This window comes from Streptomyces camelliae (genome assembly GCF_027625935.1).
Taxonomy (GTDB): domain Bacteria; phylum Actinomycetota; class Actinomycetes; order Streptomycetales; family Streptomycetaceae; genus Streptomyces; species Streptomyces camelliae.
In genome coordinates, this window is record NZ_CP115300.1 from 1,975,463 (window position 1) to 2,000,024 (window position 24,562).

Annotated in this window: 16 protein-coding genes; 7 read left to right on the top strand and 9 right to left on the bottom strand. The window is 72.7% G+C overall.

Annotation, left to right across the window (positions count from 1 at the left end; genetic code table 11):
* Nucleotides 1-63 precede the first annotated feature (63 nt).
* From O1G22_RS09015 to O1G22_RS09030, 4 genes are all read right to left on the bottom strand, one after another.
* On the bottom strand, nt 64-1,089 hold the full coding sequence (locus O1G22_RS09015) for an aldose 1-epimerase (RefSeq protein WP_270080846.1): 1,026 nt from the start codon (nt 1,087-1,089) through the stop codon (nt 64-66).
* A gap of 17 nt (nt 1,090-1,106) precedes the next feature.
* Complete coding sequence (locus O1G22_RS09020; protein WP_270080847.1) at nt 1,107-1,889, bottom strand: ATP-binding cassette domain-containing protein; 783 nt, start codon at nt 1,887-1,889, stop codon at nt 1,107-1,109.
* Entirely contained in the window at nt 1,886-2,920 is a 1,035-nt protein-coding gene (locus tag O1G22_RS09025) for an ABC transporter permease (protein ID WP_270080848.1), read from the bottom strand. Before O1G22_RS09025 ends, O1G22_RS09020 begins: the two co-directional genes overlap by 4 nt.
* Nucleotides 2,921-3,068: 148 nt before the next feature.
* Complete coding sequence (locus O1G22_RS09030) at nt 3,069-4,196, bottom strand: substrate-binding domain-containing protein (protein WP_270080849.1); 1,128 nt, start codon at nt 4,194-4,196, stop codon at nt 3,069-3,071.
* Between the two features lie 149 nt (nt 4,197-4,345).
* Here O1G22_RS09030 and O1G22_RS09035 point away from each other — a divergent pair, with 149 nt between their 5' ends.
* Complete coding sequence (locus O1G22_RS09035) at nt 4,346-5,404, top strand: LacI family DNA-binding transcriptional regulator (RefSeq protein ID WP_270080850.1); 1,059 nt, start codon at nt 4,346-4,348, stop codon at nt 5,402-5,404.
* Between the two features lie 31 nt (nt 5,405-5,435).
* Complete coding sequence (locus tag O1G22_RS09040) at nt 5,436-6,470, top strand: carbohydrate kinase family protein (protein ID WP_270080851.1); 1,035 nt, start codon at nt 5,436-5,438, stop codon at nt 6,468-6,470.
* Nucleotides 6,471-6,602: 132 nt separating this feature from the next.
* On the opposite strand, the gene trpS is transcribed toward O1G22_RS09040, so the two are convergent.
* Nucleotides 6,603-7,715, bottom strand: a complete 1,113-nt coding sequence (gene trpS / locus O1G22_RS09045; protein WP_428986336.1) for a tryptophan--tRNA ligase — start codon at nt 7,713-7,715, stop codon at nt 6,603-6,605.
* Between the two features lie 211 nt (nt 7,716-7,926).
* Nucleotides 7,927-9,504 (bottom strand): IucA/IucC family protein, encoded by a 1,578-nt coding sequence (locus O1G22_RS09050; RefSeq protein WP_270080852.1) that lies wholly within the window; start codon nt 9,502-9,504, stop codon nt 7,927-7,929.
* 398 nt (nt 9,505-9,902) lie between these two features.
* Here O1G22_RS09050 and O1G22_RS09055 point away from each other — a divergent pair, with 398 nt between their 5' ends.
* The 3 genes from O1G22_RS09055 to O1G22_RS09065 are packed head-to-tail and all read left to right on the top strand — an operon-like array spanning nt 9,903 to nt 13,525.
* A complete protein-coding gene (locus O1G22_RS09055; protein ID WP_270080853.1) occupies nt 9,903-11,450 on the top strand; it encodes an IucA/IucC family siderophore biosynthesis protein in 1,548 nt (515 codons plus the stop codon).
* Nucleotides 11,451-11,459: 9 nt separating this feature from the next.
* Nucleotides 11,460-12,722: a VWA domain-containing protein gene (locus O1G22_RS09060; protein WP_270080854.1), complete on the top strand. Its 1,263-nt coding sequence runs from the start codon at nt 11,460-11,462 to the stop codon at nt 12,720-12,722.
* Nucleotides 12,722-13,525, top strand: a complete 804-nt coding sequence (locus tag O1G22_RS09065) for a hypothetical protein (RefSeq protein WP_270080855.1) — start codon at nt 12,722-12,724, stop codon at nt 13,523-13,525. The genes O1G22_RS09060 and O1G22_RS09065 overlap by 1 nt, the downstream gene beginning before the upstream one ends.
* A 61-nt stretch (nt 13,526-13,586) precedes the next feature.
* Here O1G22_RS09065 and O1G22_RS09070 read toward each other — a convergent pair whose 3' ends face one another.
* Complete coding sequence (locus O1G22_RS09070; RefSeq protein ID WP_270080856.1) at nt 13,587-14,213, bottom strand: winged helix-turn-helix transcriptional regulator; 627 nt, start codon at nt 14,211-14,213, stop codon at nt 13,587-13,589.
* Nucleotides 14,214-14,294: 81 nt separating this feature from the next.
* Between O1G22_RS09070 and O1G22_RS09075 the strand changes: the two genes are divergently transcribed.
* Nucleotides 14,295-15,503 (top strand): pyridoxal phosphate-dependent aminotransferase, encoded by a 1,209-nt coding sequence (locus O1G22_RS09075; protein WP_270080857.1) that lies wholly within the window; start codon nt 14,295-14,297, stop codon nt 15,501-15,503.
* 202 nt (nt 15,504-15,705) lie between these two features.
* On the opposite strand, the gene O1G22_RS09080 is transcribed toward O1G22_RS09075, so the two are convergent.
* Nucleotides 15,706-20,256: a type I polyketide synthase gene (locus O1G22_RS09080; RefSeq protein WP_270080858.1), complete on the bottom strand. Its 4,551-nt coding sequence runs from the start codon at nt 20,254-20,256 to the stop codon at nt 15,706-15,708.
* Nucleotides 20,253-22,436: an MMPL family transporter gene (locus O1G22_RS09085; RefSeq protein ID WP_270080859.1), complete on the bottom strand. Its 2,184-nt coding sequence runs from the start codon at nt 22,434-22,436 to the stop codon at nt 20,253-20,255. Before O1G22_RS09085 ends, O1G22_RS09080 begins: the two co-directional genes overlap by 4 nt.
* A gap of 284 nt (nt 22,437-22,720) precedes the next feature.
* On the opposite strand from O1G22_RS09085, the gene O1G22_RS09090 reads away from it, so the two are divergent.
* A complete protein-coding gene (locus O1G22_RS09090; protein WP_270080860.1) occupies nt 22,721-24,532 on the top strand; it encodes an FG-GAP-like repeat-containing protein in 1,812 nt (603 codons plus the stop codon).
* Nucleotides 24,533-24,562: the final 30 nt, after the last annotated feature.

The window sequence follows — 24,562 nt, forward strand, 5'->3', positions numbered from 1 at the left end:
AGCCACGCCGGGCCGCTCGCCCCAGCCGTGGCCGTCGCCTGGGGACTCAGCCGTTCCACCGGCTCAGGAATCTCCAGGCCCGCGGCTCCGGCAGCCGTACCCGACGCCGAAGCCGAATGCGCGGCTCCGGCCGGGTTCCAGGGCCAGGAGGGCGGCGTGTTCGGGGCGGTTGAAGGCGTTGGTCATCGTCTCGACGGGTTCGAGTGCGATGGAGGCGCGCCGGTCGCGGGCCAGGGTGTCTCCGGTGAAGACGTGCATGTATCCGCCGTACTGCCAGACCCGCAGTTCCTCGCCGGTCGCCGCGTCGGTCAGCACCGTTTCGAACCGGCTGCCGGAGCCGCTGAGGTCCGCGTAGCAGGCGTCGATGACCGCGTCGCCCAGTCGTTTCGGTACCCGGAAGTCCATGTCGGGGCAGTCGTCCAGGGGAAGCAGGGCGTCCTCGCCGGGCAGGGGGATGAGGGAGGCGTCGGTGCGGATCAGGGTGTGGGCGGGGATGTGCAGGAGCAGGTCGTCGATGGACTGCGACAGAGTGAAGTACGGGTGCCAGCCCGCCGCGTAGGGGGCGGTGGTGTCGCCCACGTTCGTCGCGCGGACCTCGATGCTCAGCTCCTGTGCCGTGACGGTGAATTCGGCTTCGAGGTCGAGGGCGAACGGGTAGCCGGGGTACCGGCCCGGTCGGATGCCCGTGGTGCGCAGGAGCAGGCGGGCGGAGTCGGCCGTCGTGGTGGCGTGGACGAGTTCGAACGGTGTCTCGCGGGCGAAGCCGTGGTAGATCAGCCGGTCTCCGTGGTGGCCGGGGAGCAGGTCGTGGTCCTGTCCGTCGTAGCGGTAGCGGCCGTCCGCTATGCGGTTGGTGAAGGGAGCCATCAGGCCGGCGCGTACGCCGTCCTGGGAGAGGAGTTCCTTCTCGTCGCGGTAGCCGTCCGTCAGCTCCTTCAGCCGGCCTGTCGCCCCATGCCTGACCTGCCAGCTCAGCAGCGTCGCTCCGCGCAGGGCGAGGACGGCGCGGGCCGATTCGTCCGGCGCGGAGACGACAAGGGTGGGTTCGCCGCCGAGACGGTCCTCGGCGATCCGGTACTCGGCGGACATGTCCCCTGGTGTTCCCTTCAGCTCGCGTCGGGGGCGAGCTTCTTCGCGCCCGTCATGATGGCCACCGCGTCCTCCATGGAGTGCGACTGCGGGGTGATGACGCCCGCGCAGCCGCCGAGTCGCTGGATGTGGATGCGGTCGGCGACCTCGAAGACGTTGGGCATGTTGTGGCTGATGAGGATGATGCCGAGGCCCTGGTCGCGCAGGTCGCGGACGAGTTTGAGGACCTGCCCGGTCTCGCGGACGCCGAGGGCGGCGGTCGGCTCGTCGAGGATGACGACACGGCCGCCGAAGGCTGCCGTGCGGGCGACGGCCACGCACTGCCGCTGGCCACCGGAGAGGGTTTCCACGGCCTGGTTGATGTTCTGCAGGGTGCCGATGCCGAGCCGCTTGATGTGGTCGGCGGCCTGACGCTTCATCTCGCTGGTGTCGAGCATGCGGAACACCGAGCCCAGCACACCCTTGCGGCGGACTTCGCGGGCGAGGAACAGGTTGCTGGCGATGTCCAGCGCGGGAGCGACGGCCAGGGTCTGGTAGACGGTCTCGATGCCGGCTTCGCGGGCGTCCTGGGGCCGCTTGAAGTGGACCTCCTCGCCATTGACGAAGAGGCTGCCCTGGTCGGGGACGAGGGCTCCGGACAGGCACTTGATCAGGGTGGACTTGCCGGCGCCGTTGTCGCCGATGACGGCGAGGACCTCGCCGGGGTGCAGGGTGAGGTCGACGTCGTTCAGGCCGACGACCTTGCCGAAGAGCTTGACCAGGCCCTTGGCTTCGAGGACGGGGGCGGTGGCGGTGGTCACGACTTCACACTCCGGATCCACTGGTCGACGGAGACAGCCGCGATCACCAGGATGCCGACTGCGAGGACTTGGTAGTTGGGGTCGATGCCGGCCAGCGCGAGGCCGTTGACGAAGACCTGGACGATGAGCGCGCCGATCAGCGAGCCGAGCACCACGCCGCGTCCGCCGAACAGGCTGGTGCCGCCGATGACGACCGCCGTGATGGACTGCAGGTTGGCGTTGAGGCCGCTGTTGGGGTCGCCGCCGCCGACGCGGCCGACCAGGATCCAGGCGCCCACGGCGATGGCGAAGCCGCCGACCATGTAGGCGCTGAGCAGTACCCGGTTGACGGAGATGCCTGCCAGGCGGGCCGCCTCGACGTCGTCGCCCACGGCGTACAGGTGCCGGCCCCAGGCGGTGTAGCGCAGGGCGTAGCCGATCACCGCGTACAGGGCGATCATGATCAGGACGCCGTTGGTCAGGTTCAGCTGCCCGAGGGAGACCGTGTTGGCGGTCCACATCAGGATGTTGCCCGGCTGCAGGGCGATGGTCTGGCCCTTGGCGTAGATGAGGGTGATCGCGGTGAAGATGCTGAGGGTGCCGAGGGTGACGATGAACGGCGGCAGCTTGATCTTGGTGACCAGCAGCCCGTTCAGAGCCTGCGCGGCGATGGCGACGACCGCCCCGGCGAGCAGGGCCACCCCGCCCGGCCAGTGGTTGTCCGCGACGAGCTTCGACATCAGCAGCGAGGCGAGCACCATGACCGCGCCGATGGACAGGTCGATGCCGGCGGTGAGGATGATGACCGTCTGCCCGACGGCCAGTGAGCCGATGACGGCCACCTGCTGGATGACGAGCGAGAGGTTCTGCAGCGCGTAGAAGCGGTCGTTGACCAGGGAGAACACCACAGCGGCGAGTACCAGGACGATCGCCGGGCTGAGTGCGGGCTGGCGGTGCAGCACCGAGTGGATGCGCTGGGCAGGGGTGGCGGGCCGGTTGAGGAGCTCCTCCGCCGGTGCCGGTGTGGCTTGAGGGTCCACGTGGGTGGTCACAGGGGGTCCTTCCGGTGTCTTCCCTGGTACGGGCTCATGGGCTCGTGTGGTGCGGGTGCGACGCCGGCGCCATCACGGTGGCTTCCGGCGCCGCACCCGGCTCGGGGGCAGTCGCCCGGTCGAGGGGCGGTCGCAGCCGCTCGGGGTGTCAGTTGCCCCAGCAGGCGGAGGCGGCCTGCGACGGGGACTGCACGGTCAGGCCGCCGAGCGGCTTCGCGGCGGCGAGAGCGGTGCCGGTGTCGTAGAAGGACTTGCCGCCGGTCACGCTGGGCTTGCTGCCGCCGCGGGCCAGCTTGGCGATCGAGTCGACGCCGAGGGCCGCCATCTTGCCCGGGTACTGCACCGCATCGGCCGCGAACTCGCCGCTGGTGACGTTCTTCAGGCCGGCGCAGCTGCCGTCGATCGCGTAGATCGCGACGTTCTTCTCCTTGCCGGCCGCCTTCAGCGCGTTGTACGCGCCCTCGCCCGCGGGTTCGTTGATCGCGTAGACGACGTTGATGTCCGGGTTGGCCGACAGGCAGTTCTCCATCGCGGTGCGGCCGCCGTCGATGGCACCCTGGGTGGGCTGGTGGCAGGCGACCGTGTAGCTGCCGCCCTTGCCGCCGGTGTACTTGCCGGACTTGGCTTCCTTGCCGTTCTCGGTCTTGCTGCCCGGGTCGATGCCCATGCCCTCCAGGAAGCCGTGGTCGCGGTTGATGTCGACGGAGACGACCTGGTTGTTGAACAGGTCGAGCATGGCGATGACCGCGGGCTTGCCGTTCAGGGCGGCCGCGGCGTACTGGCCGTCGAGCTTGCCCGCCTGCTCGTTGTCGGTGGCGTAGGTGATGTTCGCGATGCTCGCCGGGTTGGGTGCGGTGTCCAGGGCGATCACGAAGAGGCCGGCCTGCTTGGCCCGGTTCAGGGCGGCGTTCACGGCGTCGCCGTTGGTGGTGATCAGGATGCCCTTGTCGCCGCGGGATATGGCGTTGTCGATGGCGGTGATCTGGGTCTGGGTGTCGCCGTCGCTGTTGCCCGCGGCCACCGTGAGACTCACGTTGTCCTTGGCGGCCTGGGTCTTGGCGTCCTTCTCCATGCTCACGAAGTAGGGGTTGGTGAGCGTCTTCAGGATCAGCGACACACCCACCTTGCCGCCGCCGCCCGACGCGGACGAAGAGGAGCTTCCGTTCGAGGAACCGCAGGCCGCGAGCGTGGCGCCGAGGCAGACGCTGACGCCGATCGCGGCCACTCCGGTACGCCGACTGCGGCGGCTCGACGCCTGGCTGGAGGAGATGTTCATCGCTTGTTCCCTTTCGGAGCCGTCCCTTGGCCGACGCTGAGACAACGTTGACTGGGCGAGATACTGGGCCCGTATGGACGAGCTCGTCAAGACGCTGATAGACATGCGCGGGCAACGAGTAGGTAACGCACAACCGGTTGGAGACAACGATGACTCAGGGCGAGGCCGCGCCCCGGTCCACCCGCAGCCGCCCCACCATGCGTGAGGTCGCGGCGCTGGCCGGAGTGGCCATCAAGACCGTCTCGCGCGTCTTCAACGGCGTCCCCACCGTCGATCCGGCGATCGTCGCCAGGGTCCGCGAGGCCGCCGACAAACTGGGCTACCGGCCCAACCTCACCGCCAGCAGCCTGCGCCGCGGCGACGGCCGCACCGCCACCATCGGCATGCTCGTCGAGGACGCGGCCAACCCCTTCTCGGCCGTCCTGACCCGCACCGTGGAGAACGTGGCCCGGGAACGCGGAGTGCTGGTACTGGTCGGCAGCCTCGACGAAGACCCGGCGCGCGAACGGGAGTTGGCCCAGGCGCTCGTCGACCGCCGGGTCGACGGGCTGGTGATCGTCCCCGCGGGACGCGACCAGAGCTACCTCATCAACGAGCAGCACACCGGTACCCGCATGGTCTTCGTCGACCGCGAGGCCGGCCTGCTCGACGCGGACGCCGTCGTCTCCGAGAACCGGCAGGGCGCCCTCACCGCAGTCAAGCACCTGCTGAAGGCCGGCCACCGCCGCATCGCCTACCTCGGCGACCGCACCTCCATCCCCACCGCCGCCCAGCGCTTCGACGGCTACCGGCACGCCCTGGAAGTCGCGCACATCGCATACGACGAGGAAATCGTCCGCCACGTCGGGTCCAGCGAGGAGGCGGCCATCGCCGCGACCGAGCAGGTCCTGTCCCTGCCCGATCCGCCGACGGCGCTGTTCACCAGCCAGAACTTCGTGACCATAGGCGCCGTCCGCGCACTGCGCGCCATGGGCCTGCAGGACACCGTCGCCCAGGTGGGCTTCGACGACTTCCCCCTGGCCGACATCCTCAGCCCGGGCATCTCCGTCATCGCCCAGGACGTCGAACAGGTGGGCAGGACAGCCGCCGAGATGCTCTTCCGCAGGCTGGACGGCGACGAGTCGCCCACCCGCACCGTCACCGTGCCGACCCGGCTGATCGAGCGGGGCTCCGGCGAGATCCCAGCCGAAGGGCCCCGCCATGACTGAAACCGCACAAACCGCCACATATATCCCGGCCGTGACCGTGATCGGCGAAGCACTCATCGACATGGTCCAGCTCGACGCACCGGGCGACTACCGTGCCCGGCCCGGCGGCAGCCCGTTCAACGTCGCCGTCGGCCTGGCCCGGCTCGGACACCGCACCGCGCTCATGGCACGCCTGGCCGACAACACCTTCGGCCGGATGCTGCGCACGCACGCCGCCGCCGAGGGCGTCGACCTGACGTACGCCCCGGCGGCCGCCGAGCCCACCACGCTCGCCGTGGTCTCCATGGACGCGGCGGGAAGGGCGAGTTACGACTTCTACCTGGACGGCACCGCGGACTGGCAGTGGACCGAGGCGGAGACCGCCCTCGTCCCGCGGGACACCGCCGTACTGCACTTCGGCTCGGTCGCCTCCTGGACCTCGCCTGCCGCCGAGCGCATCCACTCCGCCGTCCGGCGCCTGCGCGCCGAGGGCACGGCGCTGATCAGCTACGACCCCAACGTGCGCCCCGCCCTGCTGGGCGACCCGGAGCGTGGCAGGCGGGCCGTCGAAGGCAGCGTCGGCACCGCCCACCTGGTCAAGGCCAGCCGTGAGGACGTCGAGTGGCTCTACCCGGACACGCCGATCGAGCGGATCGCCGCTCACTGGCTGGAGCTGGGCGCGCTCCTCGTCGTCATCACCGACGGTCCCGACGGCGCGCACGCCTTTCACGCCCGTGCGGGAAGCCTGAGCCGTCCCGGGCGGAAGGTCGCGGTGGTGGACACCGTCGGCGCGGGCGACGCGTTCACCGCCGGGCTGCTCGGCGCGCTGGCCCGCCACGGACTGCACATCCCGCAGAAGCTGGCCGCGGCCGATCCGGGCGTGCTCAGGATCGCCGTGGACGACGCGGTCCTCGTCTCCGCGCTGACCTGCGAGCGCCTGGGTGCCGACCCGCCCACCGCCCTTCCCCGCCCCCACCTGGACGCCCGAGCGCCCCTGACGGCGACGGATCTGGTCTTCCCCGGTGACACCGACCGGGCGGGCACGCGCAGCCCGGCTCCGGAGCCAGTGCGATCCGTCAGGAGCTGACGGCCACGCCGGCTGCTCGGTTCCGTCGGTGACCGGCTGCCAGGCGTCACGCCGGCGGAGGCCGACGCCTGGGCCGGGCAACTGCTCCCATGGCCGCCGACGTTGCGTGCCGACACCCAGCCCCTGGGGCGCTCAGTAGTGGTTCTTCATCGCCGTGCGCACCTGCGCGAGCGTGGTCTCGGCCACCGCGCGGGCGCGCTCGTTGCCCTCGCGCAGGGTGCGGTGGAGGTAGGCGCGGTCCTGGGCGTACTCGGCGCGGCGGGCCCTGAGCGGTGCCAGGTACTCGTTGACCGCCTCGGTCACGGTCTTCTTCAGTGCGGCGGCGCCCGCCGAGCCGATGTCGTCGGCCACCTCCTCGGGGGTCCGGTTCTGGCACAGGGCCGCGAGCAGCAGGAGGGAGGACACCTCGGGGCGGCCCGCCGGGTCGTAGGTGATGTGCCGCTCGGAGTCCGTCTTGGCCGCCTTGAGCAGGCGGGCGGTCTCGTCGGCGTCGGCGGCCAGCGCGACGGCGTTGCGGCGGCTCTTGCTCATCTTGGTGCCGTCCGTGCCGAGCAGCAGCGGTGCGCGGGAGAGCAGGGCGTCGGGTTCCGGGAAGACCGTACCGCCGTTGCCGTAGCGGTCGTTGAAGCGGCGGGCGATGGTGCGGGTGATCTCCAGGTGCGGGAGCTGGTCCTGGCCGACCGGCACCAGATTGCCCTTGCAGAAGAGGATGTCGGCGGCCTGGTGGACGGGATAGGTGAACATCAGGCCGCTGACGGCGGACTGGCGCGAGTGGGCGATCTCGTCCTTGACCGTGGGGTTGCGGCTGAGTTCGGCGACGGAGACGAGGCTGAGGAAGGGCAGCATCAGCTGGTTGAGGGCGGGGATCGCGCTGTGCGTGAAGATCGTGCTGCGCTCCGGGTCGACGCCGATGGCCAGGTAGTCCAGGACGAGCTCCTCGACGTGCTCGGTCAGGGTGTCCGCCACGTCCCGGTCGGTCAGCACCTGGTAGTCCGCGATGATCACGTACGTCTCGACGCCGAGGTCCTGCAGCCGTACGCGGTTGTGCAGCGTGCCGAAGTAGTGGCCCAGGTGCAGGCGGCCGGTGGGGCGGTCGCCCGTCAGCATGCGGAACCGTCCTGGGTCCTCGCGGATCTGTTCTTCCAGCACCGCACTGCGGGCCCGGGCGGCGGACGTCCCGAGCGTGTCGGCGGAGGGAGCCGGGGCGATGGTGTCGGGGCCGGCGGTCTGGGGCGTGGTGGTCACAGCGTCTCCTCGTGGGGTCGGTCTCGCCGCCGGAACGGCACGGACCCTGGTCCGAGGGGACACGAAAGGGCCGTCCTTCCGAACGGCCCGGATCATGCGTGCGTGTCGGCCGCTCCTACGGGGAGCGCCACCAGCTACGACATGACGAAAGATGCATGCGCAGAGCATAACGTCAGCCGCTGGAGTCCGGGTAGAGCCGCGGCGCGGCGGGTCAGGCGCCGGCCAGCGGGTTGGGCAGGGGCAGATAGCGGGCGTCCGCGCCGTCCGCGCCGGTCCAGCGCAGCAGCAGGTTGGTCTTGCCGGGCAGCGTGGGCGCGGTGAGCAGGGCGGGGATCTCCGGCAGGTCGTGCCGGGCGAGTTCGCGGCGGGCGGCGGGCCAGGGGTCGAGGCCGGGGTGGTGCTCGGCGAGGGCGGCGGCGATCTCGGTGAGGTGGTTCACCACCAGGCAGTACACGAGCCGTTCCCAGCCCGCGGCCCGGGTCACGTCCGGCAGCAGCTTGACGCCCTCGGCGTCCCGGAACAGCGCCCGCACCGGCGTGCCGGCCGCGTCGACAGCGACGAGCGTGTTCTGCAGATGGGCCTCCACGACGACCCCGTGCTTGTCGAACGCCGTCAGAACGGGTGGTACGACCTGCCGCAGATACGCCTCCCACCAGGCCTCCGGGTCGGCGGTGGCGGCCAGCGGGCTGCCCTCGAAGCCCTCGGCGAGCCCGGCCGCGAGCAGCGGGACGGCACCGGGCGGGAGGTGGTCGCGCAGCCCGTCGCGGACGAGCACCGCGAGTTCCTCGAAGGCGAAGGCGGCCGTACGGTAGCCGCGGTCGCTCAGCCAGGCCGCGGGCGGGCGCACGACCGCGAAGGCGTGTGCGGCGGCCGTGTCGGTGCGGCGCAGGCGGCGCAGGTCGTGGCGCCAGAGGCGGCGGATGTCGTTGGTGATGCGGACGTCCAGGGAGAACTTCAGGAACAGGTCGCGGCGGGGCGCGTACACCGTGCGGACCGCCGCCGTCGGCCAGGTGTCGAAGTCGGTCGTGCCGAGGTGGAGCAGGCGGCCGTCGGCGAAGGCCGCCGCCAGCTCACGGCCCACCAGGTCCAGCTGCCAGGGGTGGGCGGGCAGCAGCCGGTAGCCGGGCGGGGCGGTGCCGAGGGCGTCGAGGGCGCGGGTGTCGCCCTCCTCGGCCACCTGGTCCTCGCGGACGCCGAGCAACACCAGCGGAAAGCGGGCGTGTGCCTCGGGGGCGTACGGCAGCCAGGACGCGACCGGGCCGCCGCCGCGGGCCTTGGGGGCCGGATGGTAGGGGTGGCCGGTGATCAGGGACTGCTCGGAGCGCAGGTAGGGGTCGGCGGGCGCGGTCGCGCCGGCGCGGGCGGTGAGCAGCGCGGCGACCGCGTCCCGGCTGTCGACCATCTCGGCGGGCAGGTCGCCGCCGGACTGGCCGGTGTGCCGGCGCAATTCCTCGGCGACCAGTTTGACCAGCTCGGTGTGACCGACGGGACGCCAGACACCGGCGGCGCACACCTCGGGCTCACCGGGACGCCGCCCGAGACGCACCCGCAACAGCCGACCACTGGGCAGCCGGTGGATCCGGCGGTCACCGGGGAGTGTGTCCGGGGTCGGTTGCGGAGTCGGTTGCGGGGCCGCGACTGGGTTCGGGGGCGCCTCCAGGACCATGTCCGGGTCCGGGAGGGGCTCGGCCACTTCGCGCAGCAGGCAGTTGAGCAGGGGCGCGGCCGCGTACGCGTCGGCGCGACGGCCGACGGCACCGGCGGGGGGTGTGAGGTCCACGCGATCCATTCGTTCGTTCTTCGTCCTGTGGCCGGACAGGTCGTCCCGTGTCCGAGGCGCGCCCGGCGTCGCGGTGCGCCCACCCGGCGGGCCGCCGGCCGGGGACGCCGTGAGACGTGTACGCCGCCGGTCTCGTGCGGAGCGCATCCGGGAGCCGGTCGCGATCAGTATGTCCGTCGTCCTTCACAATCGTGCCCGAGCCCGGATCCCGGGCCCACCCGAGTCTCCCCCCGTCCCCCCTCCTCCCGTCCCCACCGTCTCCCCGTCCCGTTCCTCTACTCGTCCCCCTTCCCCGTCGCCACACCCCATCCGCATCCCGTTCCCGTCCCGGCGCCACCGAACCGCCCCCTTCCCGTCCCCGGTCCCCGTACCGGGCGCCCGCCCCTCCCCTCCCCAAGGAGCCGACCGTGCACCGTCCCCCCGCCGCCGAGGCCGAGATCGCCGCGGAGTTGGCCGCCGTGCGGCCTGCCCTGCTGACCCGGTACACGGCGGAGCTGCCGGGTGCCCGTTCTGCCGTGCTGAGCCGTCTGTGGCGGGCGTTGGCGCATGAGCCGTTGCCGTGGATCACCGGGCGGGTGCGCGGGGCGCACGGTCTGGCGCTGCGGCTGGCCGACGGCAGGACGCTGTACGGGCCGCACGCGGATCCGTATGCCACGAGCGCGTACGTCACGGAGGTCCGCCTCGGCCAGGAACTTCACGTGGATCCGGCGGGCCTGATGGCCGCCCTGGCCGTGCCGCACGGCGCGGCGTTCGCGGCGGAACTGGCGGACAGCGCGGCCTCGTTGGCGCTGTCCCGGGCGGACGCGGCCCACCCCGAGCAGTGGCCGGTGGGAGTCCCCCCGTCCGAAGGCCGGGGGAGGGAGGCCTGGGAGTGGGAGCAGCGGGTGACCGACGGGCATCCGTACCATCCCAACTGCCGTTCGCGGCCCGGGTTCTCGGTCGCGGAGCAGCTGGCGTACGGCCCCGAGCACCGGCCGGTGGTGGGGCTGGGTACGGTGCCGGTACCGGCGGACGAGTGTCTGCTGACGGGAGACTGGCCGGCGGAACTCCGGGACGGGGAGCGGCTGCTGGTCCCCGTGCATCCGTGGCAGACCGCCCACCGGCTGAACCGTTCGTCCGATCCCTGGCGCTCGGCCCACCCCCTGCTCTCCCTGCGCACCCTCGCGCTGCCGGACGGCGGGCCGCATGTGAAGACCGCGCTGAGCGCACGGCTGACCTCGTCGGTGCGGGACATCTCGCCCTACTCGATCAGGTCCGCCGGGCCTCTCAACGACCTCGCCGAGCAGCTGACGGCGCGCACCGAGGGCCTGTTGCACATCACGCGCACGCTGGGTGCGGTCACGGCCGGTTCACCCGATCTCGCGGCGCTGCTGCGGGAGTCGCCCGACATGTACGCGGCATCGGACGAGCGGGTGCTGCCGGTGGCCGCGCTGCCCTTGACCGGTCTGCCCGACTCCCCCGGCTGGACGGCCGCGTTCGCCCGGCTGGCGCTCACCGTGGGCCTGCAGCTGCTCGACCTCGGCGTGGCCCTGGAGGCGCACGGGCAGAACCTGCTGGTGATCCTGTCGGCCGACGGCGCTCCCCGGCGGCTGGTCTACCGCGACCTGGCCGACATCCGCATCAGCCCCGTCCGCCTGGCCCGCCACGGTCTCACCCCGCCCCCGCTGACCGGCCGTCTGATCACGGACGACGAAACCGCCCTGCGCCGCAAGCTGTTCGGCTCCCTGGTGGCCGGATCCCTGGCGGCCACCGCAGGCTCGGCCGCCCCCCTGGGAGCGGCCCTGGCCACCGCGCTCCCCCACCTCCCGGCCACCCCCGACCTGTCGGCCCTGCGTGCATCGCCCGTCCCGGTCAAGGCGTTGACCCTGATGCGACTGTCCCCGCGGACCCCGGGCGACCAGTGGGCGTCGCTGCCGAACCCGCTCGTTTTGGAGGCCGGCGCATCTGCTCCATAGGATCCTGCGATGATCAGAAGACAACGGCTGGCGGCGGGCGTGTGTGCTCTGCTCGCCGCCCTGGCGGCCGGGATCGCGTTCCCCGGCGGGGCCGTCGCCGACGAGACACAGGCGGCCGCCCCGAAGGTCGAACTCGTGCTGGACGTCAGCGGTTCCATGCGTACCCGGGACATCGACGGCGGCTCCCGGATGGCCGCGGCGAAGCAGGCGTTCGACGAGGTGCTGGACGCGACCCCGCAGGAGGTCCAGCTCGGCATCCGCACGCTGGGCGCCAACTACCCCGGAAACGACCGCAAGGAGGGCTGCAAGGACACCGCGCAGCTCTACCCCGTCGGCACGCTGAACCGGACCGACGCCAAGACGGCGGTGGCCACGCTGCAGCCCACCGGCTGGACGCCGATCGGGCCGGCGCTGCTGAAGGCGGCGGACGACCTGAACGGTGGCGGCGGAACCCGCCGTATCGTCCTGATCACCGACGGCGAGGACACCTGCCAGCCGCTCGACCCGTGCGAGGTGGCCCGCGAGATAGCGGCCAAGGGCGTCGGGCTGACCATCGACACCCTCGGCCTGGTCCCGGACGCCAAGACCCGTGACCAGCTCAGCTGCATCGCGGACGCGACCGGCGGCACCTACACCGACGTACGGCACAAGGAGCAACTGAGCAGCCGTGTCGGGCAGTTGGTCGACCGGGCCGCCGATCCGGTGGTGACGCCGGTGGCCACCGAGGGCGCCGCGCAGTGCACCGACGCGCCGGAGCTGAAGTCCGGGCTGTACACGGACCGGGCCGCGTTCGGGCAGCAGCGCTGGTACAAGGTCTCCGTCGAACCGGGCCAGGAACTGCGCACCTCGGTCAGCGTGGCCGACGACCGCGCCGTGAACCCCGGTTACGGCGTGCTGCTGCGGGCGGTGACCGTGCATGGGCGGGAGATCGTGCGCGGTGAGGCCGCCGGCACCGGCCGTACGGACGTCGTCTCCACCGGGCTGCGCTATCCGAAGCCGGCGAGCGACGACGACAACGCGCCCGCGGAGACCGTGTGTCTGCAGGTCAGCCACTCCTTCTCGGCCGCCTCGGGGGTCAAGACGACACCCGGTCTGCCGATCGAGCTGACCGTCGACGTCGTGGCCGGGCCGTCCGGCCATCACGACGTGGCCTCCTTCGGCCTCGGGCGCGGCTGGTGGCTGCTGGGCGCACTCGTCGTGATCGGGTTCCTGGCCGGTCTGCTGTGGGGCTGGCTGTCGCGCTGGCGGGTCGCCGTCTGGAGGACGAACTGATGCGTTTCACCGTTGCGTTGAGTGCTGCGCTGCTGGCGGTGGGGCTGGCCGCCGGGCCGGCCGCCGCCGACACCCCGAGCCCTTCGGCGAGCGCCTCCGCCGACGGCTCGGCGCCCACCCGGGCGGGCACCTCCTTCCGTACGGCGACGGAGCTCCAGCAGGGCCAGTCGGCGACCGCGTCGGGCTCGACCGGTGACTACCTGTACTGGTCGTTCCCTGCCGACGTCGGGCAGCGGCCCACCGTCAGGGCGACCGTGAAGCTCCCGCGGACGCACGGCGCGCAGACCTGGCAGCTCGACGTGTACGACGGGCTGCGGCGTCGGCAGGCCTGCCAGTACGGCGCCGACCCCCGCCCGGTCGCGCAGGACGCCTCCCAGGTCGAGCTGGCCTGTGTGCTGCGCACGGTGCGCGGCTGGGCCGAGCCGTGGTCCGACGACCCGCTGCCGGGCACCTATTACGTCCGGCTGACCGTGGTGGACCTCGGCGCCGCCGACCTCGGTCAGCCGGTGAGCGCCGAGGTGCGTGTCGACTCCAAGGACATCGGCGGCGCCTCGGCCGTGGACGGCTCGCTGGGCAAGCCGCTCGTGCCCGGTATCGCCGTCAAGTCCGCGGCGGACCAGGGCGGTTCGAAGGCGGCGGTGCTGTCCAGCTTCGGCCGGAACGACGGCTGGTCCTCCGGCTGGTGGTCCGACCGCTGGGTGTGGACCGGGATCGGTGCCGTGCTCGCGGCGCTCGCCGGGATCGGGGGCTATGCGCTGACGCGGGGGTCGGGACGGCCGTCCCGGGTGCCGCCGGGCGTCTGAGCCGCTGTCGCACCTCAATCACCCCTGAAGGCCTGCCGCTTCGGCAGGCCTTCGTGCTTCCTCACGCCTCCCGCAGCGCCTTCGCGAGCGTGCCCTCGCCCGTCACCGTCACCCGCCCCGCCCGCACCGCGTCCGGCAGGCTCAGCTCCCCGCGCGCCACGGCCTCGCAGGTCGCCGCGTCCAGCACGAGGCGGGCGTCGGCCTCGCCGGGCGCCGGGCCGTCGCCGTAGACCGGGCCCTCCTGCCCGCCGACGCGCAAGTGGAACTCACCCTCCTCCAGGCGGACTTCGACCAGTCCCTCACCCTCCAGGGCCCGCAGCAGCGGGAGCGCGAACCAGTGGGCGCGGACCGCGTCCGTCGGGCGCCGCTCCCCCAGCTCGGCCGCGCCCCAGCTGCCCAGCGCCTGGAGGACGGGCAGCAACTCGTGGCCACGGGCGGTGAGTTCGTACACGTACGCCGCGCCGGGCGGGGGCAGCTTGCGGCGGGTGGTGAGTCCGTCGCGCTCCATGTCCTTCAGCCGTGAGGCGAGGACGTCCGTGCTCACGCCGGGCAGGTCCGCGTGCAGGTCCGTGTAGCGGCGGGGCCCGGCCAGCAGCTCCCGGACGATCAGCAGGGTCCAGCGGTCGCCGACGAGGTCGAGGGCGCGGGCTGCGGAACAGTACTGGTCGTAGCTTCGGCGAGGTGGCATGCGACGCAGTCTAGACAAGATGTTGGACTTTCCAAGCGCCTACTTGGTAAAACCAAGCAACACGAGTTTCCGGAGGGGCGCATGGAGTTCCGGCAGTCGAACAAGCTCAGCGAGGTCTGTTACGAGATCCGCGGCCCGGTGATCGAGCACGCCAACGCGCTGGAGAAGGCGGGGCACAGCGTGCTGCGCCTGAACACCGGCAACCCCGCGGCCTTCGGCTTCGAGGCGCCGGAGGAGATCCTCCAGGACATGATCCGGATGCTGCCGCAGGCGCACGGCTACACCGACTCGCGCGGCATCCTCTCCGCCCGCCGAGCGGTCGCCCAGCGCTACCAGAACCTGGGCCTCGACGTCGGCGTGGACGACGTCTTCCTCGGCAACGGCGTCTCCGAGCTGGTCTCCATGGCCGTGACCGCGCTGGTCGAGGACGGCGACGAGATCCTCATCCCGGCCCCGGACTTCCCGCTGTGGACGGCCGTGACGACCCTGGCCGGTGGCAAGGCGGTGCACTACCTGTGCGACGAACAGGCCGACTGGAACCCGGACCTGGCCGACATGGCGTCGAAGATCACGGACCGCACCAAGGCGGTCGTGATCATCAACCCGAACAACCCGACCGGCGCGGTCTACCCCAAGGAGGTCGTCGAGGGCATCCTCGATCTCGCCCGCCGGCACGGCCTGATGGTGTTCGCCGACGAGATCTACGACCAGATCCTGTACGACGACGCCGTGCACCACTCGGCCGCGGCCCTCGCCCCCGATCTGGTCGTCCTCACCTTCTGCGGGCTGTCGAAGACGTACCGGGTGGCGGGCTTCCGCTCCGGCTGGCTGGTCGTGACCGGCCCGCGGCAGCACGCGAAGGACTATCTGGAGGGCCTGACGATGCTGGCCTCCATGCGGCTGTGCGCCAATGCGCCCGCGCAGTACGCCATCCAGGCCGCGCTCGGCGGCCGCCAGTCCGTCCGCGAACTGACGCTGCCCGGCGGCCGGTTGTACGAGCAGCGGAACACCGCCTGGGAGAAGCTCAACGAGATCCCCGGTGTCTCGTGCGTGAAGCCCAAGGGCGCCCTGTACGCGTTCCCGCGCCTCGACCCCAAGGTGCACAAGATCCACGACGACGAGAGGTTCGTCCTCGACCTGCTGCTGCGCGAGAAGATCCAGGTGGTCCAGGGCACCGGCTTCAACTGGCCCTCCCCCGACCACTTCCGCATCCTCACCCTGCCGCACGCGGAGGATCTGGAGGCGGCGATCGGGCGCATCGGACGGTTCCTCGGCGGGTATCGGCAGTAGCCGCCGGGGCGGGGTCAGGCCGAGGAACACGCGCCGATCGGCGGGGGTCGGTAACGGCGGCGGCGACCCTGAAGGTGTCCGGCCGGGGGCATCGCGCCGGGCCATGAGGAGAGCCGCTCCGCCCCAGCGGTGGACTCGGCCCGGCGTGATCGCGGGGAAGGGGAAGGGGAACGCTGCGTGCGGCATGACGGGGCTCCGGTCTTCACGCCGCGGGGGCGGTGTCCGCGCCGCCGGTCCGGCACAGCTGCCGTGCCAGCGCCGTGACCGTGTATGTGATCTGCTCCGGCGTGTGCGCGCAGGTGAGGAAGAACCGCAGCCGGGCCAGCTCCTCGGGCACCGCCGGATGCAGGATCGGGTTGACGCTGATGCCCTCCTCGAAGAGCGCCCGGGCCAGCCGCAGCGTCTTCGCCGAGTCCCCCACGACGCACGGCACGATCGGCGTGCCCTCGCTGCTCCCCGTGTCGAGGCCCGCCCGGCGGGCCAGACGCACGAACAGCGCCGCGTTCTCCCTGAGCCGGGCGAGGCGCTCCGGTTCGGCCCGCATCAGCCGCAGCGCGGCCAGCGAGGCGGCCGCGTTGGCGGGGGTCATGCCTGCGCTGTACACGAAGCCGGGCGCGGTGTAGCGCAGGTAGTCGACCACGGATCGGCTCGCCGCGACGTAACCGCCGCACCCGGCCAGCGACTTGGACAGGGTGCCCATCCACAGGTCGACGTCCGGGCGCTCGACGCCGAAGTGCTCGCCGACCCCGCGCCCGGTGGCGCCGAGCACTCCGATGCTGTGCGCCTCGTCGACCATCAGCAGCGCGCCGTGCCGGCGCTTGACCGCGACCAGGGCGGGCAGGTCGGCGATGTCACCGTCCATGCTGTACACGCCCTCGGCCACGACCAGCACCCGTCGGTACTGGTGGCGGATCGTGCCGAGGAGTGTGTCCAGGGCGGCCGCGTCGTTGTGCGGGAAGGGCCGCCGGGTCGCGCCCGAAAGTGTGCAGCCCTGGAGGATGCTGTCGTGGGCGAGCGCGTCGTGGACGATCAGGTCACCCGGCCCGACGAGGTGCCCGATCACCGTGACGTTGGTGGCGTGACCGCTGGTCAGGGTGATCGCGTCCTCGGTCCCCAGGGTGCGGGCGAGTTCACTCTCCAGGTCCAGGTGGAGCGGACGGGTGCCGGACAGCAGCCGGCTGGCGGAAGCCGATGTGCCGTACCGGTCCACGGCCTCCTTGACGGCCTCGCTCACGCCGGGATGCGTGGCCAGGTCCAGGTAGTTGTAGCCGGAGAAGGAGACCAGTTCCCGGCCCTCGACGACCGTCCGGTCGCTCATGGCGCCCTCGTGGACCAGGAAGTAGGGGTTCGGCACCCGGAGTTCGCCGAGTACGCCGATCCGCTCCCGGTGTGCGGTCACCTCGGGGAAGCACTCGATGCGCCGCTGTTCCTCCGGGGGCCGGGTGCCGGTCCGCTCGGCGTCCCCCGTGATCAGCGCCGTGATGCCGCCGACGGTCGGCCGGGCGCATCGCTCGTCGATCGTCAGCGCGGGCCAGCGGGCCTTGAGCGAGGTGAACAGATCGGTCAGCATCAGCGAGTCGAAGCCGAGGTCGTCGACGAGTCGTTGATCGGACCGCAGGTGATCCACCGGGTAGGCGCTGACGCGGGCTATGTGCTCGCGTACGGCGTCCTCGGCCTCTGCGGCATCGGCTGCAGGCTGCGGTTGGGCGGTGGCAGGAGCAGGAGCAGGAGCAGGAGCGGTGTCCGCGGTGGGCAGCGTGTCGCTCAGCTGCCGGAGGATCGTCACCTGCTGCTGGACGAGGTCGAGCAGTTCGCGCATCGGGGTCTCCATGGTCGAGTTGTCGGCTTGGCTGCTGATCGGGGTGTCGGTCGGGGTGTCGGTCGGGGTGTCGGTCGTGTGCGGCTTGCGGGACTCGTGGGGCCTGCGGGGCTTGCGGGGCGTTTCTCCGGGGCCCGGACGGCGCATCCAGTAGGACCGCTCCGCCAGCCGGGCCACCGGCAGGTCCAGGACCCGGCGGTCGTCCTCCCGCACGAGGGCCCGGGGATCGACCGGGACGCCCAGGACCGCCAGCCGGGCCAGGGCCCGCGGCAGACCGGACGGGTCGTCCGGCGCCGTACCGGCGACGGCGTGGACGTCGTCGTGGCCGGTGAGGTTGCGGCGTACCGAGGCGAGGAGCGAACCGCCCCCCGTCACCTGGAGGAAGACGCGGGCGCCCGCGTCGTAGGCGCCGCGCACGGCGTCGCCGAAGCGGACCGGCGCGGAGGCGTGCCGGGACCACAGCTCGCGCAGGAGTCCGGGCTCGCCGCACACCGTCCCGCTCACGGCGGAGACGAACGGCAGGCGGGGCGTGGTGAGCGGGCGGTGGACGAGATCCGTGCGCATGGCCTCGTCGGCCCCGGCCAGTCGCGGCGAGTGGAAGGCGTGGGACGTGTCGAGGACACAGGTCGCGACTCCCGCCTCGGCGCAGACCCGGCGCAGCGTGCCGAGCCCTTCCTCGGTGCCGCTCACCACGGTCTGGCGCGCGTGGTTGAAACACGCGAGCCATACGCCGTCGATGTTCCGCACGAGCCGCCGGCAGGTCTCCTTGTCGGCCTGTACGGCGAGCATCCCGCCGCGGGAGGAGGACCCGGCCGCCCGCACCACCGCACCCCGGTGGGCGAGCAGCCGTACGGTCTCCTCGTCGGTGAGGAAGCCGGCCGCCGCAGCCGCGGCGAACTCCCCGACGCTGTGGCCGAGTACGAGGTCGGGTGCCGCGCCGCACGCGGCCAGCAGCCGGGTGGCGGCGATCTGCACGGTGCCGAGCACGGGCTGGCACACCTCGGTGGCGGCGAGCCGCCGTCCCGCCTCCGGGCCGTCCGCACGGGCGCCGTAGAGCAGACCGGCCACGTCGGTCCCGGCCACGGCGCCCAGCTCGTCGACGGTGTGGCGGAACTCGGGAAACCTCTGGTGGAGGTCTCGCAGCATGCCCGGCCGCTGACTGCCCTGGCCGGGGAAGACGAAGGCGACACGGCGCCCGGCGGGCGGCAGGGGCGTGTCGGCGGCGAAGGCACCGTCGCCGAGATCCCCCCGGGCGCCGTCGGCCAGTTGGCGGCGGGCCCGGCGCAGCCGCTGCGTGAACGCGGCGGGGTCGGCGGCCACGATCGCGAGCCTGCTGGGCAGCGGTGCGCGCCCGCCCAGGGTGTGGGCCAGCGCCGCCATCGACGCGTCGGGCGTGTGCTCCAGGGTGTCGAGCAGCTCGCCGATGTGCTCCTGGAGCAGTTCCGGGCTGCCCGCCGAGATCAGGGCGAGCTGGGGTTCGGGCGCGGACCGGGCGCCTGCCGGGCGTCGTACGGGAGCGGGGGCGGGTGCCTCCTGGAGGACCACGTGGACGTTCGTGCCGCCGAAGCCGAACGAGCTGACGGCGGCGCACCGCGGGGTGTCGCCGGCCGGCCACGGCCGGACGGTGTCGGCGATGCGCAGGCCGGCGGCGTCGAGTCCGAGGCCGGGGTGGGGGGTGATGTCCGGCTGGGGCACGACCGTACGGTGGTGCACGACCAGGGCGGTCTTGATCAGCCCCGCGATGCCCGCCGCGGACAGCGAGTGCCCGATCAGCGCCTTGCCCGAGGACAGGTAGCTCACGCCGGGGTCCGCGTCCGGGTGCTCGGTCCGCAGCCGGCGCAGCGCCTCCACCTCGACGCGGTCGCCGACCGTGGTGCCGGTGCCGTGGGCCTCGATGAACCCCACGGCGGAGGGCGGCAGGCCCGCGTCGGCGTAGGCGCGGCGCATGGCCCGCAGCTGTCCTTCGGGAGCCGGGCTCAGGGGGCCGTCGGTGGCGGCGTCGTTGGCCGAGCCGATGCCCTTGACGACGGCGTAGACACGGTCACCGGCGGCGAGCGCGTCCTTCAGCGGCCGTACGACGACCGCGCCGGCCCCCTCGCCCAGCACGAAGCCGTCGGCTCGTGCGTCGAACGGTCGGCACACCCCCTCGGCGGAGAGCGCGCCGAGGCGGGAGAAGCCCACGAGGCCGTCCGGGGTGAGACTGAGGTGGACACCGCCGACGACGGCCGTCGTGCAGCTGCCCTGGCGCAGGTGGAGCACCGCCTGGCCGAGGGCGGTCAGGGAGCTGGAGCAGGCGGCGTCGACGGCGAAGCTGGGGCCGCCGAGGCCGAAGTGCCGGCTCACCGCGGCGGGCGCCATGTTGAGCAGGCTGCCCGGAAGGGTGAACGCCTCGACGGGGCCGAGGTGTTCGAGGGCCCGGTCCCTGAGCGCCCGCAGCAGTGCGGGATCGGCCGGGCCGCCGAGGGATCCGTCGGCCAGGCAGAGCGCTCTGAGGCGGGCCGTCATCAGATCCTTGTAGTCGGACACGGACAAGCCGAAGAAGACGCCGGTGGTCTCCCGGTCGAAGCCGCCCCGGCCGAGCCCCGCGTCGTCGAGGGCTTCGCGGGTGACGTCGAGCATCAGCCGGTGCTGCGGGTCCATGGCCTCGACGCGGCGGGGCGGAAGGCCGTAGTGCGGGGCGTCGAAGCGGTCCACCGCGTCGAGGAAGGCGACCCGGTCGGTGTAGGCGGTGTCGGGGGCGCAGCGGTCGCCGGGTTCGTGGAACGTGGCGTGGTTCCAGCGGTCCTCGGGGACCGGGGCGAACTGCCGCTGCGCGCCGAGGAGAAGCCGCCAGTACGCGTGGGTGCCGCGGGCGCCGGGGAAGCGGCAGCCGAGGCCGACGATGGCGATGTCGTCGATGCCGTGCGTGCCGTGCATGTCGTGCGTGTCGTTCATGGGGAGACCTGGTTCCTTCGAGTGGGGAGGGGATGAGGGGGGTACTGCCGGTGCCACGGCGCCCACCAGTTCAGTCCGCCGGCGAGTCGCATGAACGCCGGTACGAGGACGCCGCGCACGAGGGTCGCGTCGAGCAGGACGCCGAGGCCCGCGCCGATGCCGAAGAACTTCAGGAGGGCCACCCGGGACGTGCCGAAGGCGAGGAGCGTGAAGGCGAGCAGGGCGCCCGCGGTGGTGACGATGCCGCCGGTGCGGGCGACGCCGTTCACGATCGCGTCGGCGGTGCGCTGCCCGGCGTCGTGCGCCTCCTTGATGCGGGCCAGCACGAAGACCTCGTAGTCGACCGAGAGCCCGAAGACGATGCAGAACAGCAGCACCGGCATGGTCGTGCTGAGCGGCCCGGGCGTGCATCCGAGCAGGGTCCGCAGGTGTCCGGCCTGGAAGAGCCACACCATGGCGCCGAGGACCGCGGCGAGGCTCAGGCAGTTCAGCGCGATCGCCTTCAGCGGCAGGACGAGGCTGCGGGAGAAGCGGAACAGCAGCACGGACGTACTGGCGGCGATCACGGCGGCGGCGACCGGCAGCCGCCGGGCGATGGTGTCCTTGGCGTCGACGAGCACCGCGCTCGGACCGCCGACGTGGATCCGGGTGTCCGCCGGCGTCGGCGTTCTGCGCAGGGCGCGGACCAGGTGCTGGGCGGCCGCCGAGCGCGGGTCGGCCGACGGCACCACCGAGAACAGCGCGGGAGCGCCGGGACCGGAGGGCAGCAGGCGGGTCGCCGCGGAGCCCGGCGGGGCCACCCGCGCGCCCGCCCGCCACACCCCGGACGGTCCGACGGCCTCGGCCACGCCGGGCAGCGCGGACAGCCGGGGCGCGTAGTCGAGCGCGACCCGGGGCGTGTGGCTCGTCAGGAACACCGTGAGGGCGCCCGCGCTCCCGGGGTCGAAGTCGCCGCGCAGCAGGTCACCGGCCTGCCGGCTGGATGTGGTCGGGGGCAGCGCCCGGTCGTCGGGGGTCGCGAACCGCGCCTGGGTGAGGGGGGCGGCGAGCAGCGCCAGCAGCCCCAGCACCGGCAGTGCGGCGAGCAGCGGGCGGCGTACGACGACCCGGGCCAGCCGCTCCCAGAACCGCGACGCGGAACCGGCCCGCGCCCCACGGCGCCAGGGCACCGCCCACGCGTTCACCCGCCGGCCGAGCAACGCGAGCAGCGCCGGCAGCACGGTGGTGGCCGCGACCGCGGCGACGGCCACCACGGCGATGCCGGCGTAGGCGAAGGAACGCAGGAAGTACGGCGGGAAGAGCAGCAGGGCCGCCAGCGCCGCGCAGACCGTGGCGGCGCTGAAGAAGACGGTGTGGCCCGCGGCGCACGCCGTGCGCCGGGCGGCCTCGCGGGGCTCGTGTCCGGCGGTGAGCTCCTCCCGGAACCGGGAGACGATCAGCAGCCCGTAGTCGATGCCGAGGCCGAGGCCGAGCGCGGTGGTCAGGTTCAGCGCGAACACCGACACATCGGTGACGGCGCCGAGGAGGTTCAGGGCCAGCAGGGTCCCGCCGATCGCCAGGACACCGATCAGCAGGGGCAGGATGGCGGCCGGCACGCTGCCGAACACCAGCAGCAGCAGGACGAGGGTGCCGGGCAGGACCACGCCCTCGGCCCGTCTCAGGTCGGCGCCGGCGAGGTCCCTCAGCTCGGCGTCGGCCAGGGCCGAGCCGCCCACGCGCACCGTGAGTCCCGGCCTGCCGGACAGTGCCGCGCGGACGCGTTCGGCTCGGGGGCCGAGCTGTTCTCCGGTGCCGTCGACGTGCGCGAGCAGCAGCGCCGAGCGGCCGTCGCGGCCGCGCAGCCCGGCCGCCCCGCCGCTCCAGTAGGAGGACACGCCGCTCACGTGGGGCTGGGCGGCCAGGCGCCGGGTCAGGGTGTGTCCCGCGTCGCGCGCGGCGGGATCGTCGACGCCGCCGTGCCGGGCCCGCGCGACGACGACCAGGTTCGGGGCCGTGCCGTGGTACGGGGCGGTCGTCCGGGCCGCGTAGCTGGAGTCGGAGGCCGGGTCGTCGTACCCCTGTGTCTTCAGCCGGCCCGTCGCGGAGGGGCCGGCGACCAGGGACAGGACGAGGAAGCCGAGCGCGGCGAGCAGCACGCAGCGGGGGCGACGGGTGGCGAAGGCGCCGAGCCGGCGGTACATCCGGCCTCCTTTCCGGTGCGCGTCCGCTCCAGCGGGTCGTACGGGCGGATCGACTCCACCGTCCCCGTGAGCGGCCGGGCGCCCCAGCCCCGACTGTTCGTCACTTGACGGACCGGGGGACGTGCGCTACCCGATCCCCGGATTTCGCGAAAATGTGCGAAGATCACCTGTGCGACCGGGGGGCGTCCATACACGGCTGACACCACAGGCTCTCGGTGGGCGCCAGACCCGCGCCGCACCGTCCGCTCCTCCTGGTCCGGTTCGATCAGACCAGGGGGGCATCTTTGCTTACGTACGGAAACCGCCGGACCGCCGTCGCCATACTGTGCGCGGCGGCCCTCGGCCTCGCGACGCCTCTGCTCGCGGCTCCCGCGGCACAGGCCGGTGACCGCACGCCCGCGCCGTCCCCCGCGGGGCGGGAGGCGCGGGACGCGGCCCGGTTCTGGACCGCCGGGCGCATGGCCGACGCGCGGCCGCTGGACGGCGGGCGCACCGCTCCGAGCGGTCCGGGACCGTCGGTCGCGGCGGCGGGAGGGCCGCAGGGCACGGCGTTCCCGGGGACCCGCCTGGTGGGGACGTTCTTCGGGTCGGACGGGCCGAGCGGCACCACCTGGCACTGCACCGGCAGCGTGATCGACACGACGGCGCGGAACATCGTCCTCACCGCGGCCCACTGCGGGCTGAACATGAACGCCGACTACATCTTCGTCCCGAAGTTCGTGAAGGGCGCGGGCCCCGACCAGCAGCCGTACGGGATCTTCCACATCCAGCGGATGTTCACCGACCCCCGATACGTGCCCGACAAGGGATCGAGCACCACCAAGACGGCCGCGTCCGACCTGGACACCGCCTTCGCCCGGGTGTCGGCCAACCAGCGCGGCCAGAGCCTTCAGGACGCGGTCGGCGGCGGTCTGACCTTCACCCGGCCGTCCGGCTACGCCAACAAGAACGTCACCGTCGTCGGCTATCCGTCCTACGGGCACAACAACACCGGCAGCGCTCTCAAGTGCACCGTGCCGACCACGCAGTTGCCCGGCTACCGGCAGATGTCGATGACCTGCGGCGGCTACTACGGCGGGGTGTCCGGCAGCCCCTGGATCACCGACTACCAGGACGGCGCCACGACCGGCCATGTCATAGGCAACCTCGGCGGCTACAACGGCGGCGGCAACGACGCGGACGTCGACTACATCAGCTATGCCCCGGCGTTCGGCTCCGACGCCGCGAACCTCCTGGCCGACGCGGTCGCGAACCAGGACCCGCCCGCCGATCTGCCGCCCTACAAGGGAATCAACGCCCTGCCGGGCGGCGCCGCCCGCTGGCGGGGAGCCTCGCTGCTGGCCTCCGGCGACTACACCGGCGACCGCCTCGGCGACCTGCTCGTCGTCTGGTCCGACGGCGGGATCACCCTGTATCCCGGGGACGGCAAGGGCGGGTTCGGGTCCGAGAAGCGCCTGGCGAACGCCAACTCCACCTGGACGTACGCCCGTACGCTCACCGGCGGGGACTTCACCGGCGACGGCCGCAGCGATCTGCTGGTGCGCTGGTCCGACGGCGAGGCCACGCTGTACCCGGCCATCGGCAGCGCGGGCCTGGGCCGGGAGGTCCGGATGGCCGCCCCCCGCTCCGCCTGGAAGAACGCCGTACAGATCACGTCCGGGCAGTTCGACGGCAAGGGCGCGAACGATCTGCTGGTGCGCTGGTCCGACGGCCGGCTGACCCTGCACACCGGGGTCGGCACGGGCGGCTTCGGTCCCACCAGACAGCTCCTCGCGGCGAACGGCACCTGGACCAAGGCCGCCCAGCTGACCGGCGGAGACTTCGGCGGCACCCCCGGCTTCCTGGCCCGCTGGGGGGACGGCTCGCTCGACTCCTACGCCGGCACCTCGGCCGCGGGGCCCGGCACCCGCTCCCGGGTGCTCGGTCCGAACGGCACATGGACCCACGCCCAGGCCATGACGTCCGGCGACTTCACCGCCGACCACACCCGCAACGACCTGATCGTGCGCTGGTCCGACGGCGAGACCACGCTGTACGCCGACAACGGCACCAAGTCCGTCGGCACCGAGAACACGCTGGTCCACCCCGGCACCTGACGCATCCACGACTCCGGAGGAAAGAAGGGG

Bases quoted from the DNA above. Each gene is read 5' to 3' on its own strand.
- O1G22_RS09065 (WP_270080855.1), top strand. From the start codon at position 12,722: ATGCGTTTCACCGTTGCGTTGAGTGCTGCGCTGCTGGCGGTGGGGCTG.
- O1G22_RS09060 (WP_270080854.1), top strand. From the start codon at position 11,460: ATGATCAGAAGACAACGGCTGGCGGCGGGCGTGTGTGCTCTGCTCGCC.
- O1G22_RS09015 (WP_270080846.1), bottom strand. From the start codon at position 1,089: ATGTCCGCCGAGTACCGGATCGCCGAGGACCGTCTCGGCGGCGAACCC.
- O1G22_RS09070 (WP_270080856.1), bottom strand. From the start codon at position 14,213: ATGCCACCTCGCCGAAGCTACGACCAGTACTGTTCCGCAGCCCGCGCC.
- O1G22_RS09085 (WP_270080859.1), bottom strand. From the start codon at position 22,436: ATGTACCGCCGGCTCGGCGCCTTCGCCACCCGTCGCCCCCGCTGCGTG.
- O1G22_RS09030 (WP_270080849.1), bottom strand. From the start codon at position 4,196: ATGAACATCTCCTCCAGCCAGGCGTCGAGCCGCCGCAGTCGGCGTACC.
- O1G22_RS09080 (WP_270080858.1), bottom strand. From the start codon at position 20,256: ATGAACGACACGCACGACATGCACGGCACGCACGGCATCGACGACATC.
- O1G22_RS09075 (WP_270080857.1), top strand. From the start codon at position 14,295: ATGGAGTTCCGGCAGTCGAACAAGCTCAGCGAGGTCTGTTACGAGATC.
- O1G22_RS09050 (WP_270080852.1), bottom strand. From the start codon at position 9,504: ATGGATCGCGTGGACCTCACACCCCCCGCCGGTGCCGTCGGCCGTCGC.
- O1G22_RS09035 (WP_270080850.1), top strand. From the start codon at position 4,346: ATGACTCAGGGCGAGGCCGCGCCCCGGTCCACCCGCAGCCGCCCCACC.